This window comes from Ruegeria sp. HKCCD4315 (assembly GCF_013112245.1).
In the GTDB taxonomy this organism is placed as follows: Bacteria; Pseudomonadota; Alphaproteobacteria; order Rhodobacterales; family Rhodobacteraceae; genus Ruegeria.
Genome location: NZ_WVRN01000001.1, coordinates 1157990 through 1177647 on the forward strand (window position 1 = coordinate 1157990; position 19658 = coordinate 1177647).

Genomic DNA, 19658 nt, shown 5'->3' on the forward strand with positions numbered 1-19658 from the left:
GCTTTACTCAGCGGCCTTCAGTGGCGGTCCCGAAGGATGATCCGGCCGATCCGATCCGCTGTCCTGCTCCGGCCGTCCTGATTGCGATTCATCCTCCCACACAATCTCGGTTGCCTGCATTTGACGGGCAGAGCGGCCAATCGCCATATCCTGCGCAATCTGGCTAGACCTGCCAGCGGTCACGCGCGCCAGCAAACGGCTGAGCCACACCGCATAGGTTGTCACCCAAACCCGCAACGCCAGAAGCGATGGCGTCACGATCAGGGTCAGAACAGTGGCAATACCCAGACCAAATACCACCGCCGTCGCCAACTGCTTCCACCACAGGGCAGTGGGGCTGTCGATGGAATAGCCGCCATTGATAAAGTCCAGCGACAGTCCGAACATCATGGGCGTCAGACCTGCCATTGTCGTGAGGGTGGTCAGCAGAACCGGACGAATGCGCGATTCTGCGGTTCGAATGATCGCTTCGATCCGGGGCATGTACGTGCTGTATTCTTGATAGGTATCGATCAGAACGATGTTGTTGTTCACCACGATCCCCGCCAAAGCCACGATGCCTGTACCTGTCATGATGATCGAGAACGGCTGTTCCATCACGATCATGCCGATCAGAACCCCGGTGGTGGACAGAACAACCGCCAAAAGCACCAGCACCGAATTGTAGAACGAATTGAACTGGGCCAGTAGGATCACGAACATAAGCCCCAGCGCGCCCATGAAGGCGTTTACCAGGAAAGCGCCTGATTCTGCCTGTTCTTCCTGATCGCCCGTCCATTCCCAACTGATCGAATTGGAAAACGGACCCGTTTCAAGCCATTCGGTCAGAACCGCAATCCGTTCATTTGGGTTGATCAACGCGAACTGTGCGTCTCCGCTTTCAACCGTGCTGATGAGTTGATCCACGCTATCGGCGCCGGTCAATTGAACCAACTCGTAGGACTTTCCGCCCCCGCTGTTGAGGACCGTGCCGTTGGGGGTATAGCCTTCGGCAGCTTCCCGAACCACGGCAAGACGGACGAGTTCACCGTCGGGGCCTTCGGTCGTAACCTTGCTCAAACCTGGTTCAACGTCGGCTTTGACGTCATAGTACCGCTGCTGATCCACCCGGTTTATCTCGGCCAGTTTGGCCACGGGCTTACGACTTACGAAATTCGACAGTGGCACCAAACCGTCCGGGGTACGAACCTTGAGTGTGTCCAAAGTCGATAGCACGCGATCTTCTTCTGGCAGGCGGACGCGAATTTCAATCTCTTCATCATTGCTGTCCGGGCGCATCTCGCCCAGCAGAATGCCGCGTGTCACCAACTGCACCATGGCCCCAACCGTGGCCACGTCAGCTCCGAACCGACCGGCCTTGGCGACATCCACATCGATTTGCCAGTCGATGCCGGGCAGGGGCAAGGTGTCTTCGATCTTGATTAACCCTGGCGTGGTGTCGAACACCTCGCGCGCGTTGAGCGTCGCCGAGGTCAGATCCTCCCGCCCGTCACCCTTGATACGCAGATGCACGGGCTTGGCGGAGGCCGGGCCTTGTTCCAATGGCAGGATCTCGACAACGATGCCGGGGATCTCCGCCAGTTGCGCGTTGAGTTCATCAATGACGAAGTCGCCGTCAAATTCAGGCGCAACAAAGTGACGATCAAACAGGCCCCACAGAACAGATTCCGAGACGTTGGGACGGTCTTCCCAAGGAATGATCTCGAACTGAACACGGCCCACTGTATCGGCAGGTTCCTGAGCGCCCCCGTTGTTCTGGTTCAGGCCGCCTTCGCCTGCGAAAGAAAACACGTTGATCACGGCCGGGTGGGCCGCGATGACATCTTCTGCCGCCAAAACCATGCCATCTTTTTCCGCAAGCGAGATGTTCCCCCGCGCGCGGACATAGGCGGTGGCTTGTTCCGGTTCGCTTTCCACGAAAAATTCGACGCCTCTGGATTCCTGCGGGAACCAGACGAAGGCAACGGTGTAGACGGCAAAGAACACTGCGGCCAACGACACGATGGGCATGATCGGATTGCCGACAAGAAAGCGAACCACATGACCAAACGGCGTGTGTTCGTCGGCTGTATGAACGCGCTCTTCCACTTTGCGTTCGATCCTGGCCGCGCTCAGGGTCACGGATCCTGCAAAGGCCCCGAACAGGAACAGAAGCGCACCAGCGATTGAACCGCCGGGTAGCAGGTAATCCGGGTTCAGGGTCTGCATCGCGCCCAGAAAGATCATGTACAGCGAAGGAGGCACCAGCACAGCCCGCAGCCACCAAGGCGTACGCGCGCGCAACCAGATCGACGAGCGGTCGAAGACGCGGCTTAGCCGCCCTGACACACCGCCCATGACCGGCAGGTAAATCAGCGCCACGATCAGCGACGCCGACAGAACAAAGATCAGAGTAACGGGCAGCATTCCCATGAACTCACCCGGTACGCCGGGCCAGAACAGCATGGGCAGGAAGGCGCAAAGCGTTGTCGCAGTCGACGACACAATGGGCCAGAACATGCGCTGCGCCGCCTCAACATAGGCGTGCATTGGCCCGACGCCCTGCTTGATGCGTTTATCGGCATATTCCACGACGACGATGGCACCGTCCACCAGCATACCAACCGCCAGAATAAGACCGAACATCACGATATTCGAAATGCTGACGCCCATGACCGCAAGGAAGGCAAAGCACAGAAGGAATGAGGTGGGGATCGCGAAACCCACCAACAGTGCAGCCCGCGTGCCCAGCGAGGCCAGCACCACGATCATCACCAGTGCAATCGCGGTCAGAACCGAGCCTTCCAACTGGCTGACCATTGAACCCACTATGCGGCTCTGGTCGTTGGACGTGCCCAGATCGACGGCGGCCTGAAGTTCAGGTGGCCACTTTGTTTTGGCTTGCTCGATGGTCTCTTTGACCTGAGCAACTGTATCGATCAGGTTGAAGCCCTTACGCTTTACCACTTGCAGGGCAACAGTTGGTTCACCGTTGAACCGGGCCGTGCCGGCGCGGTCTTCGAAGGTGTAATTGATCTGCGCCAACTCACCCAAAGTTACAACCCGGTCGCCATTGACCTTGATCGGCAAGCCATAAACGTCCTGCGCGGTCTTGAACGATGACGGGATCTTGACCGAGAATGTACCCTGCGCGGTTTCAACCTCACCCGCTGCAATCAACTGGTTGTTGTTCCGAACCACATTGATCAGCTCATCTGCGGTGACGTTGTATGCCTCAAGCCGTAAGGGATCGATGACAACCTCGAGCATCTCGTCGCGATTACCTGCTATGCCAGCCTCAAGTACCGAATCCAGTGCCTCAAGCTCGTCCTGTAAGTCTTTGGCAACGCGGGCCATCGTGCGTTCAGGAACTGCGCCGGTCAGGTTAACGATGACGATGGGGAATTCGGAAAAGTTGATCTCGGTCAGCGAATACTGTTCCGCGCCTTCAGGGAAATCCGCTTGCGCCGAATTCATCGCGTCGCGGACGTCGGCCATGATCGCGGTTTTGTCCCAGCCGAAATCAAACTCCAGCGCGACCCCCGCATAGCCTTCGGCGGCGGTCGACGTCATTTCCTTGAGGCCATCGAGATCCGCCAGTTCGGTCTCCATCGGCTTGATCAGAAGATTTTCGGAGTCTTCCGCTGAAATGCCGGGAAACTGTACCGAGACGAACAGGGCAGGGATTTCAATATCCGGCTCACCCTCTTTCGGCAATGAGACATAGGCAAACCCGCCAATAACCAGCGAGATGGCGATAAACGCCAGGACCATGCGGGCTCGATGCGCGGCCCATGCGACAACACCCGTCATTGTGATGCTTCCCGATAGGTGGGTTTCACAGTGACGCCGCGGGTCACAAACTCTTGCCCGACCACGATGATGTCAGCCGTTTCCGGCAGCCCGCCGATCCAGACACCTTCTGCAGTGTCGCGCAGAATTTGGACGGGCTTGAAGTCGACAATGTTGCCTGCGCCTACCGTGCGAACCCCCAATTGACCCTCATTGCTGAGCGTCAGCGCGGACTGCGGCAGCAGATGCGCCTTGGCGCCTTCGGCGGCGATTTGAATGGTTGCGGTCTGGCCGTCACGGATGGTTAGATCCGGGTTGGGGACAGTGATCTCTACCTCGAATGTCCGCGTTGTCTCATCGGCCGAACGGCTTAGGAACGTCACCCGCCCATTAAGTTGCCGCCCGGTGACCAACGTCGCGGATGCTTCGGAGCCGACAACCACGCGGTTGACCTCGGTCTCGGGCACAAAGCCCACCAGCTTGATCGGATCCAGCTGAATGACGGTCGCGCAGAGCGATCCGGGCTGCATCAGGCTGCCCAGTTCTGCGGTGTCGCTTTCCAGCAGGCCCTTGAAAGGCGAGGTGATGATCACGCGACCGGCCTCGCGCTGTGCGGCCTCAACGGCTGCGGCTGCGGCTTCAATCCCGGCACGGGTGGCTTCCAAACCGGCCTCGGCCGACTTTACCCCGGCTTTGGCGGTACTCATCGCGGCTTCGCTGGAAATCCGGCGGGTTTCCGACGCAAAGCCGGTTTCCGCCAGTTTGCGTGACGCGGTCAGATTGATCTCGGCCTCGGCCACCAGCGCATGGGCTTCCTGCAGGCGGGCTTCGGCTTCGGGAATACGGCTTTCGGACTCAAGCTTGCCGGCCATCGCTTCGGCCAGTTGGGCGGGGCGCGTGCCGGGATCAAGTTCACACAGAATGTCCCCGGCTTCGACAAAAGCACCTTTGCGCTTGGGTTCAGAGATCACGGTCGACGTCGTTTCCGACAGAACCTCGACCTGCCGGTTTGCTTTGGTCTGACCGCGCAACAAGACCGCGCTGTCGATCTCGCGGGCCTGCGAACGCAGGGCGACAACACCCACCGCCGCGATTTCAGAAGTCTCGGTTGCCGCGGCTTCACTTTGCGCGGTTTCTTCGCCCTCACCACGTCCGGCGAAGGCAAACAGCGCATCACGCTCGAACACAAGAAAATACAAAGCAACAATGACCAGAATGGCGTTGATGAATGAAATCAAACGCATACGGGGATTCTCCTAGAATTCTTTGCCCAAGAACACGAGACGTTCATGCCTTGAAATGGGGCTTTGCCTATGTCTTTTCTACACTGAACTGAATAGTTTGGTTCACTTTTTTTCGCAAGAGTGATGCCTGAGGGTGAAAATGTACAAATTCGGACCCTTGGCTTGGCGTTGGTGCCGGGGTATGACATGGCGCACCAAGACAAGACATACAGCCCAGGGGGCAGGGAATGAGCGACACAGACAGTTTCATTGATGAGGTCACGGAAGAGGTACGCCGCGACCGGATGTATCTGCTGTTGCGCCGCTGGGGCTGGGTCGGTGTGGTTGCCGTTGTGCTGATCGTCGGCGGTGCGGCCTTTAATGAATATCGCAAATCCCGGGATGCGGCGCAGGCACAGGATCTGGGCGACTCGATTCTTGCTGCTCTGACCCAGAATGAATCCGATGGGCGGGCCTCTGAGTTGCAGAGCATTGAGACGGTATCGCCCGGCGGTGACGCGGTATTGAACATGTTGCTTGCAACCGCGCAGATTAACGCCGGATCGCGCGAAGATGCGGTCAACAGCCTGAATGCAATTGCAGTTCAGGGCGATCTGCCCGAGATCTACCGTGCCATCGCAAGCTTTAAAGCCTTATTGCTGCAAAGCGACACGTTACCCGCAGCAGATCGTCGGCAGCAGTTCGAAGCGCTTGCGGCACCTGGCGCCCCGCTGCGTCTGCTTGCGGAAGAGCAACTGGCATTGATCGACGTGTCCGAGGGCAATGTCGAGGCGGCGCTGGATCGTTTGCAGGCGCTGCGGCAGGATGCCGAGGTTGGTATTGACCTGCAACAGCGTGCAGCGCAACTGATTGTCGCGCTGGGCGGCGAACCAGAACCGCTGGTAGCGCAACAAGGCTGATCGGGCGGTGAATAAAGACATTTTGACAGGCGAGTTCGGAATATCATGGTAACTAGACTATTCTCCCGCGTGGGACTGCCGGTCGCGGCGCTGGCTTTGACCGCATTGGCCGCCTGTGAAGAACCCGAGCCCATTCTCCCCGGAGAGCGCGAAGACATCCGGCCGTTGTCAGATTTGGAGACAGTCGAAAAAAGCGGCTCTCAGCCGATCAGCCTTCCATCACAGCAGGCGAATGCCAGCTGGTCGCAAAGTCCGGGAACGCCCGCGTACCGTACAACAAATGCGGCACTGCGCGCGACGCCGCAGCGGATCTGGTCCACTTCGATCGGTCAGGGTGACTCGCGCAAGCAACGCATCACCGCCGAGCCAGTTGTGGCGGGAGGGTTGATCTATACGCTGGATGCCGGAGCAATCGTTTCAGCCGTAACGCCTCAGGGGCAGGTTGCATGGGAGACGGATTTGATCCCCTCAAGTGACGGGGATTCCGATGCTACAGGTGGCGGCATGGCCTATGCGGACGGCGTTCTGTACGTCTCGTCTGGCTATGGTCGCCTGACTGCGCTTGATGCAAAAACGGGTGCTGTTCGGTGGCAGAAACGTTTGCAAGCCACCGGAAGCGGTGCACCGCTTGTCAACGACGGTCTGCTCTATTTGGTGGCCGGGGATGAAACCGGATGGACCATCGCAACCAAGGATGGCCGTATCGCCTGGCAAATCGAAAGCACGCCCAGCGTGGGTAATGTGCTTGGTGCACCTGCGCCTGTGATCGCCTCGGATTTGGCGGTATTTGCTTTTGGTTCTGGCGACGTTGCTGCCACGTTCCGTCGGGGTGGCATTCGCCGTTGGAACGCATCGGTTGCCGGTGGGCGCCGAGGACGGGCCGCCGCGCAAATCGTTGATGTGACCGGTGGTCCTATGGTGTCCGGGGACACGATCTATATCGGCAACCATTCGGGCCGGACTGTCGCCTTTGACGTTGCAACGGGCGAACGTCGTTGGACAGCTGACGAAGGGGCCGTGGACGCCGTATGGCCTGCTGGCAACAGCATTTTCCTGATCAGCGACCGCAGCCAGTTGGTGCGTCTGAACGCGGCAGATGGCTCGGTTGTCTGGGCGCAGGATCTTCCGGGCTTTGTGAAAGACAAACGTGGTCGTCGTGGCCCGATCTTTGCGCATTACGGTCCGATCCTCGCCGGTGGCCGTATTGTGATTGCGTCCAATGACGGATATCTGCGGTTCTTCAATCCGGTCGACGGAACGCTGGTACATCAGGTCGAAGTACCCGGAGGCGCCACAACGGCGCCGGTTGTGGCGGGTCAAACACTGTATGTCGTTTCGACCAAGGGTGATCTACACGCTTTCCGTTGACGGAAAGATGCGTTAAAGGGCGCATCTTGAGTCTTGAAAGTTGAGTATCATGTCGCTGACCCTCGCTATCGTGGGGCGCCCGAATGTGGGCAAATCCACTCTGTTCAATCGCCTAGTGGGCAAACGTCTGGCCTTGGTAGACGACCAACCCGGCGTGACACGCGACCTGCGCGAAGGCGAAGGGCGTCTGGGCGATCTGCGCTTTACCGTGATCGACACGGCGGGTCTTGAGGACGCAACCGATGACAGCCTTCAGGGGCGGATGCGCCGCCTGACCGAACGCGCGGTGGACATGGCCGATGTGTGCCTGTTCATGATCGATGCGCGCACAGGGCTGACCCCAACGGACGAGATGTTCGCCGAGATTCTTCGCAAGCGCTCGAAGCATGTGATTTTGGCAGCCAACAAAGCCGAAGGTTCTGCTGCGGACGCGGGGGTTCTGGAAGCTTATAATCTGGGTCTGGGTGAACCCGTGCGCCTGTCTGGCGAACACGGCGAGGGCATGACGGACCTTTACGCCCAGCTTATGCCTCTGGCAGATGCGGCCGAAGAAACACAGGCCGAAGAAGCCCCGGAAACCGATATTGAACTGGATGAAGAGGGCGAAGGTGAAACGCCTCTGATCACCTCTGCCAAGCCGCTGCAAGTGGCTGTCGTCGGGCGACCGAACGCGGGCAAATCGACTTTGATCAACAAGATCATCGGTGAAGATCGCCTGCTGACTGGACCCGAGGCAGGGATCACCCGCGATGCGATCAGTCTGCGGATTGATTGGGCCGATCCGGATGGCGAAAGCACGCCTATGCGTATTTTCGATACAGCAGGGATGCGTAAAAAGGCGAAGGTGCAGGAAAAGCTGGAAAAGCTGTCGGTCTCGGACGGTCTGCGCGCCGTGAAATTCGCCGAGGTTGTCGTGGTCTTGCTGGACGCGGCCATCCCGTTTGAACAACAGGACCTGCGCATCGCCGATCTGGCCGAGCGCGAGGGCCGGGCCGTAGTCGTTGCAGTCAACAAATGGGACGTTGAAGAAAACAAGCAGGAAAAACTGCGCGAACTCAAAGAGTCTTTTGACCGCCTGCTGCCGCAATTGCGCGGCGCGCCTTTGATCACTGTGTCTGCCAAGACTGGCCGAGGCCTCGAAAGACTGCGCGCAGCGATCCTGCGTGCCCATGACATTTGGAACCGCCGGGTGCCGACCGCTGCACTGAACCGCTGGCTGACTGCGATGTTGGAGCAGCACCCGCCTCCAGCGCCACAAGGACGTCGGATCAAGCTGCGCTACATGACGCAGGCCAAAACGCGCCCGCCGGGCTTTGTTGTGATGTGCTCGCACCCCGACAAGATGCCAGCCAGCTACACACGCTATCTGGTCAACGGATTGCGTGAAGATTTCGACATGCCGGGCACCCCGATCCGATTGACCTTGCGCGGACAGGGGGACAAGAACCCATACAAAGGACGCCGCAAGAAAAACGCAGGCGCGCTGGCCAAGCATCTAAAGGGGCGGAGCTAAGCAAGTATGCTAAAGCTGGGGGACTTGTTGTCATGTCCCGAAGGTCGCGTTTAGTTGTTGAGGCTTTTGTTCACGAAAAGCCTATTAGCCTCAGCCGCTTCAGCCAGTCCTTCGCCTGAACCGTTACCGTTCTCAATTGCTGTGGCCAACGCAGTCGCGGCCGTTCCGCTTGAAAAGATTGAAGCTATGCGTGTTGTGCCGCCAAAAAGGCCGTTTTCGGCATCAGCGTTGTTGTAAGTCAGGTCAAAAGTCGAGACCAAGCTGACAGCTTCGTCCGTCGGTCTGCCGTTGTTGTTGCGCGCTTTCGGAGGCACCAGTGTTGTAACCCGCCGTTGTACACCCGCGTTCACTTCCACGGGCAGAGCTTTCGCCGGATCCGAGCGTAGGGCGATATTTACCCCGCTGCGTTCACCGTAGACCAAAGCGCGATCCTGAATGTCTGTGCAGTTTGATAGAGACAGGGTGCAGATGGACAGAACACCGAGTGTGATAGCTGGGCGGGTCAATTTAGCCATTGGTGTCTGCTCCTTCGTTTGAACCGCTTCCGTTTCCGTTTTCATTTTCTTTGTCTTCACCACAGGTCGCCAGCCTCGCGGTGCCACTAGTTTCACTTCCACTTCCCAACTTGGCGGCCAGCTTGTTCGCCGCTTCACCAGTGGAAATCACATCTGAATATCGGGTCAGGAAGATGCTTTTGGTTTCCATTCGTGTGCAACCAAACACAGCCATCGCTTCACGTGTTTCACCGGATGCATCCGGTTCGATCACAGGCACCAGGGCCGTAAAGTCGCGGTCGAACCCGATGACCACCTGACCTTGCTGGCGGTTGGCGCTGACGGCTGCATTGACTCCAACGACCGTATCATGCGCGACGTAGAGTTGATCGCCGCAAGCGCTTAAGCTGCACAACCCCAAAATGGGAACCAAGTGTTTCAAGTCTGCGTCTCCTTCTTGCATAAGGTTTCGTCGAGCAACGCAACTCTGGTTACAGACAGATCCTGCAGATCCAGATGAAGGCTACGGGCAATTTGGTCGTCTTGAGAAAACTCCGCCAAGACAGCAGCTTGGTGTCGGCCAATGGTCAGCCCGTTCCACCTGCGGCCAAATGCGATCTCAAGCCCCCTGGTGTCTGTGATAGAGGCAGCGAGCGTTTGGCTCTCGATCAAGGATTTTCGGTTTAAGTCAATTTTCTGTTGATCGAGGCATGTACCGTCAAACACCAAGACTTCGTGATAGGTGCCAAGGCTTAGGATTACGTTGCCTTGTAACGTTGCGAAATGCAGCCCACGACCATGCAATTCATGAACGACCGTTGAACTTGTTTCGATGACAGCTGAGGATGAAGTGCCCAACCCATTGTAGGAGCAAGCTGTAAGCGCCAAGCTGGCGAAGGGGGCCAGCCGAGCAACAAGGCAGAGTTTATGTAGCGAAAAAATCAATCAATTAGCCTTAAAAAATCATTTAATATACTGCAGGTAAGCTTCCCATACGTCAACTCAGGGCATTGACAGTACGTTTTTTACTCTCAACGAGGGGTCGCCAAGGCGACGCAGAGCCGGGCCTTTTCGTCAGACCTGTTGGTAAGAACAAAGCAGCATCGTCCAACGGAAACTTGTGGTTGAGCGCGTAACTGCGCCAATTTTCAGCATTTTCGGCGCAAAGACGTGACAGCGCCTTTTCGGCACGCTAGCATTCGCTTGCGTGCATTTGTTTTTGTTTGCGCGGCTTGCACCTGTTCAACCAGGTCATATTTTTAGTTCAAATTTAACAGGCCATCGTGGGAGAGGGCTGGATGGATCTGAGGGAATATACGCGGCAATACGCTGTTCAGGACAACAGGCTTGCAGCGCTGAGCTATTTTGGAACTTTCGCGGTGTATTTTGCATCGCTGGCGCTGGCGATCGGATATGTGGATCGCTGGTATGTTATGGTTCCTGCGGGTGTGGTCTTTGCCTTCTCGGCGGTGCGGCTTTATGTGTTGCAACATGATTGCGGCCATCATTCGCTGTTCGAGACGCGACAGCAGAATGAATGGGCGGGGCATGGGTTGTCACCGTTTACCTTTGCCCCATTTGAGGTGATGAAGCAGAACCACAATCTGCACCACGCGGGGATCGGCAATCTTGAACATCGCGAGACCGGCGAAATTCACACAATGACCCTGCGCGAATGGAACGAGGCCGATTGGAGCAAACGCCTTTTCTATCGGCTTTATCGCAACCCGTTTGTCCTGGTGCCGGTGGGGGCATTGTTCACCTATTTCATCCGGTATCGCTGGCCCAAGAACACCATGCGGTTCGGATTGAAAGGCGTGTTGCTGCACAATCTTTCGATCGTTGTTTTTCTGGGGCTGCTTTATTTGATTGCCGGCAGTACCGGCATTCTGGTCTGGCTTGTTTTCTCACTTCTGGGTGGGATGCTGGGTGTGTTCCTTGTCTATCTTCAGCACAACTTCGAGGACACGTACTGGGATCGTCGCCCGGATCTGGATCCGCAACTTGCGGCGCTGCAAGGCTCTTCCGCATTGGATTTTGGCTGGTGGTTCGACACCGCAGTGGCCTGCATCACCTTGCACGACATTCACCATTTCAACGCACGCATTCCATCTTATCGTCTGCGTGCCTGCCATTACAATTTGCCACCCGAGTATACTCCGCGTCGGATCAAGTTCCCCGAGGCGGTCGCAGCGCTGAACCTCAAGCTTTGGGATGAGGACGCCAAACGTTTGGTGCCGTTCCCAAAGAAAGGGCGTACGGCGGACTTGGCCCATAGTTAAACAGAGTCGCGCGGTTTGGACCCGCGGCTTGAAGTAGCGTATATCTTGTGTATATACGTTAATGCAGGGAGAAAGAGAAAGGATCCGGAATGACCGCAGTGACCGATGTTAAAGGTGTGGGCGAAGCGCTTGCCACGGCTTTGTCCACCAACGGCTTTAAGACAGCCGAGGCGATTGCCAAGGCCAAGCCCGAAGATCTGGTCAAGGTTCCCCGGATTGGTCTGGCGCGTGCTGCGGTGCTCATAGCTGCTGCAAAAGAGGCTACTTCTTCAAAAACCGCTGCCGCTAAACCCGCACCCACGAAACCCGCTGCGCGCCGGGCTCCGGCTCGTAAACCTGCTGCTCAAAAACCTGCGGCGCGTAAGCCTGCGGTACGACGCCCGGCCGCCCGCAAGACCGTTGCAGCCGCCGCCGCCGAGAAACGCGCCGAAGAGGCGGCGAAGAAGGCAGCAGAAGAAAAAGCAGCCGCTGAAGCCGCCGAGGCTAAAGCCCGCAAAAAGGCCAAGGCCAAAGCCAAGGCTGAAAAAGCCGCCAAGAAGCGTGCCGAAATGGAAGCCGCGTTTTCCAAGGCCAAGGACAAGGTGAAAGCCAAGTCCAAAAAGGGCAAGAAGTCCAAGAAGGACGACAAAAAGAAAGACGCCGGGAAAAAGGGCGACAAAAAAGACGGTAAGCAGAAAGACAAGAAAAAGGATAAGAAAAAGGATAAGAAAAAGGCGAAGAAATAAGTCTTCTCCGCCTTTTCATCATATGCGACCGACGCCTTATGGGGCGTCGGTTTTCTTATGCCAATGTGCCGTCCAGTTGCAGCGTCAGTTTGCCACCCAGATAAGGGCTGAGAGCTTGCGGAAGGGTTACACTGCCGTCTGCGTTCTGGCCGTTTTCCAACACAGCAATCAGGCAGCGCCCAACGGCCAGACCCGAGCCGTTCAGCGTATGAACGTATTCCGGTTTTCCACCACCTTCGGGACGGAATCGGGCGTTCATGCGGCGTGCCTGAAACGCTCCGGTGGTCGAGACCGAGCTGATCTCACGATACGTGTTCTGACCGGGCAGCCATGCTTCGATGTCGAATGTACGGCGTGCACCAAAACCCATATCTCCGGTGCAAAGAACAACGGTGCGGTAGGGAATGCCCAATTGCTCCAGCAGGTCCTCGGCGCAGCGCAGCATGCGCTTTTGTTCGTCATCCGACTTGTCGGGATGCGTGACCGAGACCATTTCAACCTTTTCGAACTGGTGCTGACGCAGCATGCCTGACGTGTCCTTGCCCGCGCTACCGGCTTCGGAGCGAAAGCAAGCTGTGTGCGCCGTCATGCGGATGGGCAGGGCAGCTTCATCCAGAATGTCACCTGCGACCGAATAGGTCAGTGTCACCTCAGACGTCGGGATAAGCCACCAGCCGTTGGTTGTCTGATAGCTGTCATCACCGAATTTTGGCAGCTTGTCTGTCCCGTACATCGCCTCATCGCGAACCAAAACCGGGGTCTGCATCTCGGTCAGCCCGTTCTTGTCGATATGAGTATCCAGCATGAACTGAGCCAGCGCGCGATGGATGCGCGCGACGCCCTTTGACAGGTTAACAAAGCGGCTGCCGCTGGTCTTGGCGGCCGTTTCAAAATCCATCGCGGCGGCAACGGCTGGGATTTCGAAATGCTCTTTCGGGGCAAAGGCGAACGTGCGCGGGGTGCCCCAACGATTCACCTCGACATTGTCGTCCTCATCCGCACCTTGAGGCGCGTCATCGGCAGGCAGATTGGCGATGCGGGCCAGTTGATCGGTCAGCAGCGCGTCGAGATCCTTTGCCTCGGTCTGCATCTGGGCGATCTCGGCCTTCTTCTGGGCGACAAGCGCGCGAAGGCGTTCGAACTCTGCCTCGTCACCGCGACCTTTGGCTGCACCGACCTCTTTGCTGGCTTTGTTTTGCTCAGCCTGCGCGGTCTCGGCGGCCAGAATCTTGGCTCGGCGACTTTCGTCCAGCCGCAGCAGGTCTGACGACACCGGCGCGTCCCCACGGCGCGCAAGGGCGGCGTCGAAGGCGGCAGGGTTTTCGCGAATGGCGCGGATGTCGTGCATGTCTCAGATCCTTAAATGCGTGAATCACTGAAAACGCTTATGCACCATCTGTCGGGCAGGGTGTAGCACCGGTTACGACTTATCGTCCCCGTCGTGGATTTCATGCGCCAAGTGCCCATCCCATTCTTCTGTCGGGATCTTTGGTTCCGGCGGGTCGGCCATGTAAGACGGCGTCATGATCTGCACGTTATTCTCGTTGAATACGGCCACAATGTTGCGATGCAGGTCCGAGCGGATTTTCGGAATGATACTGCCGCGCGTTGTGTAGCCGTTGATCTGATAGTTGATCGCGTAGTCGGCCAGCGCGGTCCACAACACGAATGGTTCGGGCTTGGCCTTGATGCCTTTTGTGCGATTGGCAGCCTCGATCAGCATCGCCTCGACCTTTTCGGGCGGCTCTTCATACCCGATGCCGACCGTTGTGTGCAGCAACAGCCCGCTGCCATCGGTCTTCTTTGAAAAATTCACTACGTCTGAATTCATCAGTTGCGCATTTGGAATCGAGATCAATTCGTTCTTGATCGACTTCAAATGCGTTTCCATGAGTTTGATCTGAACCACGTCTCCGATGTGATCTCCGATCTGGATACGGTCACCTATTGAGGTGGATCTTCGGTAAATAACGAACAATCCCGCCAGCATGTTGGACACGACCGAGTTAGCGCCCAGCGACAGCATTGCGCCGACCAGAATGGTCAGCCCCTGAAACGCCGCCGAGTCCGAGCCGGGGATGTAGGGGACAGCAAAAACCAGCGCGATCAGAATCACGATGACACGGGCGATATTGAATGTCGGGTTGACCCAGTGTTTCTCGAAATCGCCCATATCGAACGAGCCCGCTTCGACCGCATCGAAGAACACGCGCATCCCTTTGATGATATACATCGTGACCCATGTGATTAGGCCCAGCATGATCAAGTTGGGAATGTAGCTGAGGATGCCTTTGAAGATCAAAAGGACAGGTTCTGTCAGGTAAGTGAGCAGCAGCTGAGCGAAATAACGCGTTTCGGCAAATGCGAGAAGGACGAAAGACAGGTAATAGTAGAAACCCAGAAAGAAGATAATCAGTAGGATGAAATTCAATCCGTACCGGATCAGGGCTGCGATCGCTTCAGCTTGGACGCTTTTGGCAGTCGCCGTCTCAACATCCTTCAAATATCGCTTTACCAGTTTCAGGGTACGCCGCCTTATCCGCCGATGCAGCCATAGGATCAGCGCCACGAAAGCGACAAAACCAAGTGTCCATCCCGCAGCCTCAATTGCCCCTGACACCCGCGCCTGGTCCGTGCGGTTGGCACGATAGGCGAGGATGGCTTCTTCGATAGCCTGACCATGAAGGAAGCTGAGAACATCCAGCTCCATCTGATCCAATTCGGCGTCTGCAACGGTCACGATTGACACGATCACACCGTCGGCGCGGATGCGAACGCCCAGATCGGTTTCTTCAAAAGCGATGTCGACCGCAGGACTTTCTGAGGCTTCGGCAACCTCAATGATCTTGTCCTGAACGCCTTCCGCCCGTTCCGGCGCGGGCAGGGCACTGGACCCACGCAGGAAGAACAACATTTCGCCGTCCACTATGACAGGCGCTTTGAAACTGTCCGCTTCTTCTGCTTCGGGTTCAGCGATTTCAGAGGGTGTTTCTTGCGCCTGCGCCGGGCGGGAAAGCGTCAAACCCACAGATATGGTGATCAGCAAATAACATAGCAAAAGGAAAGGCTTGAATGGCAGTGTCATATGTCCCCCTTCAGTCAAACTATAACCGGATTTGCATATGTTCCTAGGACATATCTGCAACGCTTTGTCCTTAGTTGATGGGTCGTAGTCTTTTTCAAGTGAGACACATCAACGCCTTTGCTTGCAAACAGGCATCTCAAAGCATAGGTTCCGGCCAAATTTGCGGAACGGTACCGCAAGATCTGAACAAAGGAATATCCCATGGAAGGTGGCGCAATCGCCCAGTTTCTCCCGCTGATCCTGATTTTCGCGATCATGTATTTCCTGCTGATCCGTCCGCAGCAGAAGAAAATGAAAGAACACCAGGCCATGGTCGAAGCCGTGCGCCGGGGTGATCAGGTGATTACTCAGGGTGGGGTGATTGGCAAAGTCTCCAAGGTCAAGGAAGGTGAGAACGAGATCGAGGTCGAGATCGCCGAGGGTGTCAAGATCCGCGTGGTCAAGTCGACCATCGCTCAGGTTCTGAACAAGACCGAACCTGCGAAGTAAGTTCGCGCGACAATCCCTTGAAAAGGCAGGGTAATGCTGCAAATTGATACCTGGAAGCGGGTTCTGATCTGGCTGGTCTGCGTGACCGGCTTGCTCATGGCCCTGCCAAACGCGTTCTACACGCGGGTCGAACAATCCAACGACGCAAAAGTTGCCATCGAGTTGGGCAACGACACGCCCGAGATGCAAGCTCAGGCGGCGGAATGGCCCACATGGCTGCCGTCATCTTTGGTTAACTTGGGTCTGGATCTGCGCGGCGGGGCGCATCTTTTGGCTGAAGTTCGGGTGCAGGACGTTTACGAATCCCGGATGGAGGCCATGTGGCCCGAAATCCGGGATGCCCTGCGTGACGAACGTGCGACGGTCGGCACAATCCGCCGTCAGGACTCGGCCCCAGATGAGATTCGTGTTCGGATCAGCCAGCCCGAAGGGATCTCCCGCGCGTTGGAAGTGGTGCGCGGACTGGCCCGTCAGGTGCAAACCCTGACCGGTGTCGGAGCCACGGATATTGAGGCCCGCGCAGACGGCGACACTATTTTGGTTCAACTGTCCGATGCGGAAAAGCTGGCGTCGGACGACCGGACCGTGCGTCAGTCGCTTGAAATCATCCGCCGCCGGATTGACGAGGTGGGTACACGCGAACCCACCATTCAGCGCCAGGGGTCGGATCGTATCCTGATCCAGGTGCCGGGCATCGGCAGTGCCGGAGAGCTCAAGGAAATCATCGGAACCACGGCTCAGTTGACCTTTAATCCTGTCGCTGGACGTGGAAGTGACCCGGACGCCTCTGTCGGGATCGGTGAAGAGGTTGTGCCTTCGATTGACGAAAACGGCGTGTTTTACACCATTGAATCCGCTCCGGTTGTGACGGGTGAGGAACTGGTGGATGCACAGCCTTCGTTTGATCAGAATGGACGCCCTGCGGTCAGCTTCCGGTTCAATACCTCGGGTGCGCGCAAGTTTGGCGACTATACTCGCGACAATATCGGCGCGCCTTTTGCCATTGTGCTGGATGACGAGGTGATTTCCGCCCCTGTGATCCAAAGCCATATCCCGGGCGGGTCTGGTATCATCACCGGCAACTTCAGCGTCGAGGAAAGCACCAACCTGGCCATCCTGCTTAGGGCGGGCGCGTTGCCTGCCGGGCTGGAGTTCCTGGAAGAGCGCACGATCGGTCCCGAACTGGGGCAAGACAGTATTGATGCAGGTAAAGTTGCCACCATCGTGGCATTTGCGGCTGTGCTGGTTTTCATGGGCCTCAGCTATGGGCTGTTTGGCATTTTTGCTAACATCGCCCTGATCATCAACGTGGGCCTGCTGTTCGGATTGCTGTCCCTGATCGGAGCCACGCTGACCCTTCCGGGTATCGCTGGCATCGTTCTGACAGTCGGTATGGCGGTGGATGCCAATGTGCTGATCTTTGAGCGGATCCGAGAGGAACTGAAGTCTGCCAAAGGCCCGGCGCGGGCTATTGAGCTGGGTTATGAAAAGGCGCTGTCGGCCATTTTGGACGCCAACGTCACCACATTCATCACTGCAACCATCCTGTTTGCCATGGGCAGTGGTCCGGTGCGCGGCTTTGCGATTACGCTGGGGCTGGGCATTTTGACCTCAGTCTTTACCGCGATCTTCGTGACGCGCCTGATGGTCGTCATGTGGTTCGAACGCCGCCGTCCGAAAATGATCGAGGTTTGACATGAGACTGAAACTCGTACCCCAGAACACCTCGTTCGATTTCTTCAGCCGCTGGAAAATCTGGCTGGGCATCTCGGGCCTGATGATGGTTGTGGCGTTTGCTTCTTTCATGTTGCAGGGCTTGAACTTCGGTATCGACTTCCGTGGCGGTACAACGATCCGTACGGAAAGCGTGCAGCCGATAGATGTGGGGCTCTACCGCGACGCGATTGCGCCTTTGGAGCTGGGTGATGTGACGATCACCGAGATTTTCGATCCGACCTTCGGCCCGGACGAAAACGTCGCCATGATCCGAATTCAGGCGCAGGCGGATGCAGAAGCGGTTGAGGCCGCCACGATCACCGCCGTCGAGGGCGCACTGCAAACCGTTGTGCCTGACATTCAGTTTGTCTCGGTGGAGTCGGTCGGACCAAAGGTATCTGGTGAGTTGATCCAGACTGCGGTTATTGCCGTTGCGCTGGCTATCGGCGCGGTGCTTGTGTACATCTGGCTGCGCTTCGAATGGCAATTTGCGCTGGGGGCCGTGGCTGCCCTTGTGCACGACGTGATCCTGACCATCGGCATCTTCTCGGAACTGCAAATCCGGTTCGATCTGGCGATTATCGCGGCGCTTTTGACCATCGTGGGCTATTCGCTGAACGACACGGTGGTTGTGTTCGACCGCGTGCGGGAAAACCTGCGCAAATATAAGAAAAAGGATCTCAAAGAGGTTCTGAACATCTCGATCAACGAAACCCTCAGCCGTACGGTCATGACCTCGGTCACCACTCTGTTGGCGCTGATCTCGCTTTATGTGCTGGGTGGGGACGTAATCCGAGGGTTCGTCTTTGCGATGATCTGGGGTGTTATCGTCGGAACCTATTCGTCGGTCTTTGTGGCCTCGACAATCCTGTTGTGGCTGGGGGTCAAGCGCGACTGGTCCAAACCGTCGAATACGGCGGGTAACCAGTTTGCCAACATTGATGCCTGACGCATTACAGCAGGCCCTGGCATTGCCGGGCCTGAACTGGCTGATCCTGACCATCGGAGCCGCGGGCCTTGTCCGCGGCTTCACCGGGTTTGGGACAGCGATGATCTTTGTCCCGGTCGCCACTCAGTTCCTGCCAATTGCAGATGTGGTGTTTCTGATGGCAGCGACAGGTATTGTTTCGACCTGTGCGCTGGCACCGCAGGCTTGGCGTGAATGTGACAAATCCGAAATCAGCACTTTGGGTATTGCGGCAGCCATTACCGTACCGCTGGGGCTGTGGATTATGGCGCAGGTGGACACGATCATTCTGCGCTGGATTGCTTGCGGTATCATCGGCCTGACCCTGTTTGCTGTCATAACCGGATGGCGTTGGGAAGGACGGCTGGGCCTGCCCGGTCGACTTGCCATCGGAGGCAGCGCTGGGGTGGTTGGCGGAATGACTGGCCTGACCGGCCCGGTTGTCATTGTCTTCTATTTGGCAAGTTCAACGAACGTGCGTAAAATTCGCGCCAATACGATCATCTTCCTAGCATTGCTAGATATTGCGATTGTCTTCAACATCCTGATCAGAGGCGCGGCGGATATGTCGATCCTGTGGATTGTCCTTTTGCTGGGGGTGCCCTATCTGATCACCACGCTTATCGGTAAAGCCGTGTTTGATCCCAAACTGGAACGCATCTATCGCGTGGCGGCTTATTCGGTCATTTTGATCGCGGTGGTGTCCGGACTGCCGATCCTGGATTGACGGAGGAACGACATGCGTCTGAACCAAGTGACCTTTAGCGATGCAAAACCAGTGGACGGTTACGGCCCCGGGTTCTTTCGTATTGGCGGAGAGGTGTTCGAAGGTGCCGTTCTGACCGGCCCGGCAGGGCCTGTGGGCTGGAGCGGCTATGACGATGTTCAATCGCTTCTGAACCTCGCCGATGATATCGACGTCTTGTTTATTGGCACTGGCAAAGATGTGTCTCACATTCCGCAAACTCTGCGTGCCGATCTGGAGAACGCCGGAATCGGTGTCGAAATCATGAACTCACCTGCCGCCTGCCGCACCTATAACGTGCTACTTTCGGAAGGCCGTCGGATCGCGCTTGCGTTGATACCTGTTTGACAGGCTCCCTGT

General features: G+C 57.0%; 17 protein-coding genes. 10 read left to right on the forward strand and 7 right to left on the reverse strand.

The window, feature by feature from the left end; translation table 11 throughout:
- Nucleotides 1–3: 3 nt before the first annotated feature.
- Both GS646_RS05805 and GS646_RS05810 read right to left on the reverse strand, forming a co-directional pair.
- Nucleotides 4–3792, reverse strand: coding sequence for an efflux RND transporter permease subunit (locus GS646_RS05805; protein WP_171185913.1), 3789 nt, complete (start codon nt 3790–3792; stop codon nt 4–6).
- Nucleotides 3789–5015 carry an efflux RND transporter periplasmic adaptor subunit gene (locus tag GS646_RS05810; protein WP_171185912.1) on the reverse strand — a complete coding sequence of 409 codons (1227 nt, stop codon included), beginning with the start codon at nt 5013–5015 and terminating at the stop codon, nt 3789–3791. The genes GS646_RS05805 and GS646_RS05810 overlap by 4 nt, the downstream gene beginning before the upstream one ends.
- A gap of 227 nt (nt 5016–5242) precedes the next feature.
- On the opposite strand from GS646_RS05810, the gene GS646_RS05815 reads away from it, so the two are divergent.
- The 3 genes from GS646_RS05815 to der are packed head-to-tail and all read left to right on the forward strand — an operon-like array spanning nt 5243 to nt 8795.
- Nucleotides 5243–5914, forward strand: a complete 672-nt coding sequence (locus tag GS646_RS05815) for a hypothetical protein (protein WP_171185911.1) — start codon at nt 5243–5245, stop codon at nt 5912–5914.
- Between the two features lie 45 nt (nt 5915–5959).
- A complete protein-coding gene (locus tag GS646_RS05820; protein ID WP_171185909.1) occupies nt 5960–7282 on the forward strand; it encodes a PQQ-like beta-propeller repeat protein in 1323 nt (440 codons plus the stop codon).
- A 49-nt stretch (nt 7283–7331) separates the two neighbouring features.
- Nucleotides 7332–8795 (forward strand): ribosome biogenesis GTPase Der, encoded by a 1464-nt coding sequence (der, locus tag GS646_RS05825; protein ID WP_171185908.1) that lies wholly within the window; start codon nt 7332–7334, stop codon nt 8793–8795.
- 50 nt (nt 8796–8845) lie between these two features.
- Here the strand turns inward: der and GS646_RS05830 are convergent, their stop codons facing one another.
- From GS646_RS05830 to GS646_RS05840, 3 genes are read right to left on the reverse strand one after another with little or no spacing between them, the layout of a single operon-like run.
- Nucleotides 8846–9310 carry a hypothetical protein gene (locus tag GS646_RS05830; RefSeq protein WP_171185905.1) on the reverse strand — a complete coding sequence of 155 codons (465 nt, stop codon included), beginning with the start codon at nt 9308–9310 and terminating at the stop codon, nt 8846–8848.
- Nucleotides 9303–9731 carry a hypothetical protein gene (locus GS646_RS05835; protein ID WP_171185904.1) on the reverse strand — a complete coding sequence of 143 codons (429 nt, stop codon included), beginning with the start codon at nt 9729–9731 and terminating at the stop codon, nt 9303–9305. Before GS646_RS05835 ends, GS646_RS05830 begins: the two co-directional genes overlap by 8 nt.
- Nucleotides 9728–10234 (reverse strand): hypothetical protein, encoded by a 507-nt coding sequence (locus GS646_RS05840; RefSeq protein WP_171185901.1) that lies wholly within the window; start codon nt 10232–10234, stop codon nt 9728–9730. The genes GS646_RS05835 and GS646_RS05840 overlap by 4 nt, the downstream gene beginning before the upstream one ends.
- Before the next feature lie 353 nt (nt 10235–10587).
- Here GS646_RS05840 and GS646_RS05845 point away from each other — a divergent pair, with 353 nt between their 5' ends.
- Both GS646_RS05845 and GS646_RS05850 read left to right on the forward strand, forming a co-directional pair.
- The gene (locus GS646_RS05845) at nt 10588–11571 is read left to right on the forward strand and encodes a fatty acid desaturase (RefSeq protein WP_171090790.1); all 984 of its coding nucleotides are present in this window, start codon (nt 10588–10590) and stop codon (nt 11569–11571) included.
- An 89-nt stretch (nt 11572–11660) separates the two neighbouring features.
- The gene (locus GS646_RS05850) at nt 11661–12296 is read left to right on the forward strand and encodes a helix-hairpin-helix domain-containing protein (protein WP_171647659.1); all 636 of its coding nucleotides are present in this window, start codon (nt 11661–11663) and stop codon (nt 12294–12296) included.
- 55 nt (nt 12297–12351) lie between these two features.
- Here GS646_RS05850 and serS read toward each other — a convergent pair whose 3' ends face one another.
- The gene (serS, locus tag GS646_RS05855; RefSeq protein WP_171185898.1) at nt 12352–13644 is read right to left on the reverse strand and encodes a serine--tRNA ligase; all 1293 of its coding nucleotides are present in this window, start codon (nt 13642–13644) and stop codon (nt 12352–12354) included.
- Nucleotides 13645–13716: 72 nt separating this feature from the next.
- Nucleotides 13717–15381, reverse strand: coding sequence for a mechanosensitive ion channel family protein (locus GS646_RS05860; protein ID WP_171185896.1), 1665 nt, complete (start codon nt 15379–15381; stop codon nt 13717–13719).
- A gap of 201 nt (nt 15382–15582) precedes the next feature.
- Between GS646_RS05860 and yajC the strand changes: the two genes are divergently transcribed.
- The 5 genes from yajC to GS646_RS05885 are packed head-to-tail and all read left to right on the forward strand — an operon-like array spanning nt 15583 to nt 19646.
- The gene (yajC, locus tag GS646_RS05865) at nt 15583–15870 is read left to right on the forward strand and encodes a preprotein translocase subunit YajC (protein WP_171090782.1); all 288 of its coding nucleotides are present in this window, start codon (nt 15583–15585) and stop codon (nt 15868–15870) included.
- Nucleotides 15871–15903: 33 nt separating this feature from the next.
- Nucleotides 15904–17565 carry a protein translocase subunit SecD gene (gene secD / locus GS646_RS05870; protein ID WP_171185894.1) on the forward strand — a complete coding sequence of 554 codons (1662 nt, stop codon included), beginning with the start codon at nt 15904–15906 and terminating at the stop codon, nt 17563–17565.
- Between the two features lies 1 nt (nt 17566).
- The gene (secF, locus tag GS646_RS05875) at nt 17567–18535 is read left to right on the forward strand and encodes a protein translocase subunit SecF (RefSeq protein ID WP_171185892.1); all 969 of its coding nucleotides are present in this window, start codon (nt 17567–17569) and stop codon (nt 18533–18535) included.
- Complete coding sequence (locus tag GS646_RS05880) at nt 18528–19280, forward strand: sulfite exporter TauE/SafE family protein (protein WP_171185890.1); 753 nt, start codon at nt 18528–18530, stop codon at nt 19278–19280. Before secF ends, GS646_RS05880 begins: the two co-directional genes overlap by 8 nt.
- A gap of 12 nt (nt 19281–19292) precedes the next feature.
- Complete coding sequence (locus GS646_RS05885; protein ID WP_171185889.1) at nt 19293–19646, forward strand: Mth938-like domain-containing protein; 354 nt, start codon at nt 19293–19295, stop codon at nt 19644–19646.
- Nucleotides 19647–19658: the final 12 nt, after the last annotated feature.

Bases quoted from the DNA above. Each gene is read 5' to 3' on its own strand.
- GS646_RS05805 (WP_171185913.1), bottom strand. From the start codon at position 3,792: ATGACGGGTGTTGTCGCATGGGCCGCGCATCGAGCCCGCATGGTCCTG.
- GS646_RS05860 (WP_171185896.1), bottom strand. From the start codon at position 15,381: ATGACACTGCCATTCAAGCCTTTCCTTTTGCTATGTTATTTGCTGATC.
- GS646_RS05885 (WP_171185889.1), top strand. From the start codon at position 19,293: ATGCGTCTGAACCAAGTGACCTTTAGCGATGCAAAACCAGTGGACGGT.
- GS646_RS05820 (WP_171185909.1), top strand. From the start codon at position 5,960: ATGGTAACTAGACTATTCTCCCGCGTGGGACTGCCGGTCGCGGCGCTG.
- GS646_RS05880 (WP_171185890.1), top strand. From the start codon at position 18,528: ATGCCTGACGCATTACAGCAGGCCCTGGCATTGCCGGGCCTGAACTGG.
- GS646_RS05830 (WP_171185905.1), bottom strand. From the start codon at position 9,310: ATGGCTAAATTGACCCGCCCAGCTATCACACTCGGTGTTCTGTCCATC.
- yajC (WP_171090782.1), top strand. From the start codon at position 15,583: ATGGAAGGTGGCGCAATCGCCCAGTTTCTCCCGCTGATCCTGATTTTC.
- GS646_RS05845 (WP_171090790.1), top strand. From the start codon at position 10,588: ATGGATCTGAGGGAATATACGCGGCAATACGCTGTTCAGGACAACAGG.
- secD (WP_171185894.1), top strand. From the start codon at position 15,904: ATGCTGCAAATTGATACCTGGAAGCGGGTTCTGATCTGGCTGGTCTGC.
- serS (WP_171185898.1), bottom strand. From the start codon at position 13,644: ATGCACGACATCCGCGCCATTCGCGAAAACCCTGCCGCCTTCGACGCC.
- secF (WP_171185892.1), top strand. From the start codon at position 17,567: ATGAGACTGAAACTCGTACCCCAGAACACCTCGTTCGATTTCTTCAGC.
- GS646_RS05850 (WP_171647659.1), top strand. From the start codon at position 11,661: ATGACCGCAGTGACCGATGTTAAAGGTGTGGGCGAAGCGCTTGCCACG.
- der (WP_171185908.1), top strand. From the start codon at position 7,332: ATGTCGCTGACCCTCGCTATCGTGGGGCGCCCGAATGTGGGCAAATCC.
- GS646_RS05810 (WP_171185912.1), bottom strand. From the start codon at position 5,015: ATGCGTTTGATTTCATTCATCAACGCCATTCTGGTCATTGTTGCTTTG.
- GS646_RS05815 (WP_171185911.1), top strand. From the start codon at position 5,243: ATGAGCGACACAGACAGTTTCATTGATGAGGTCACGGAAGAGGTACGC.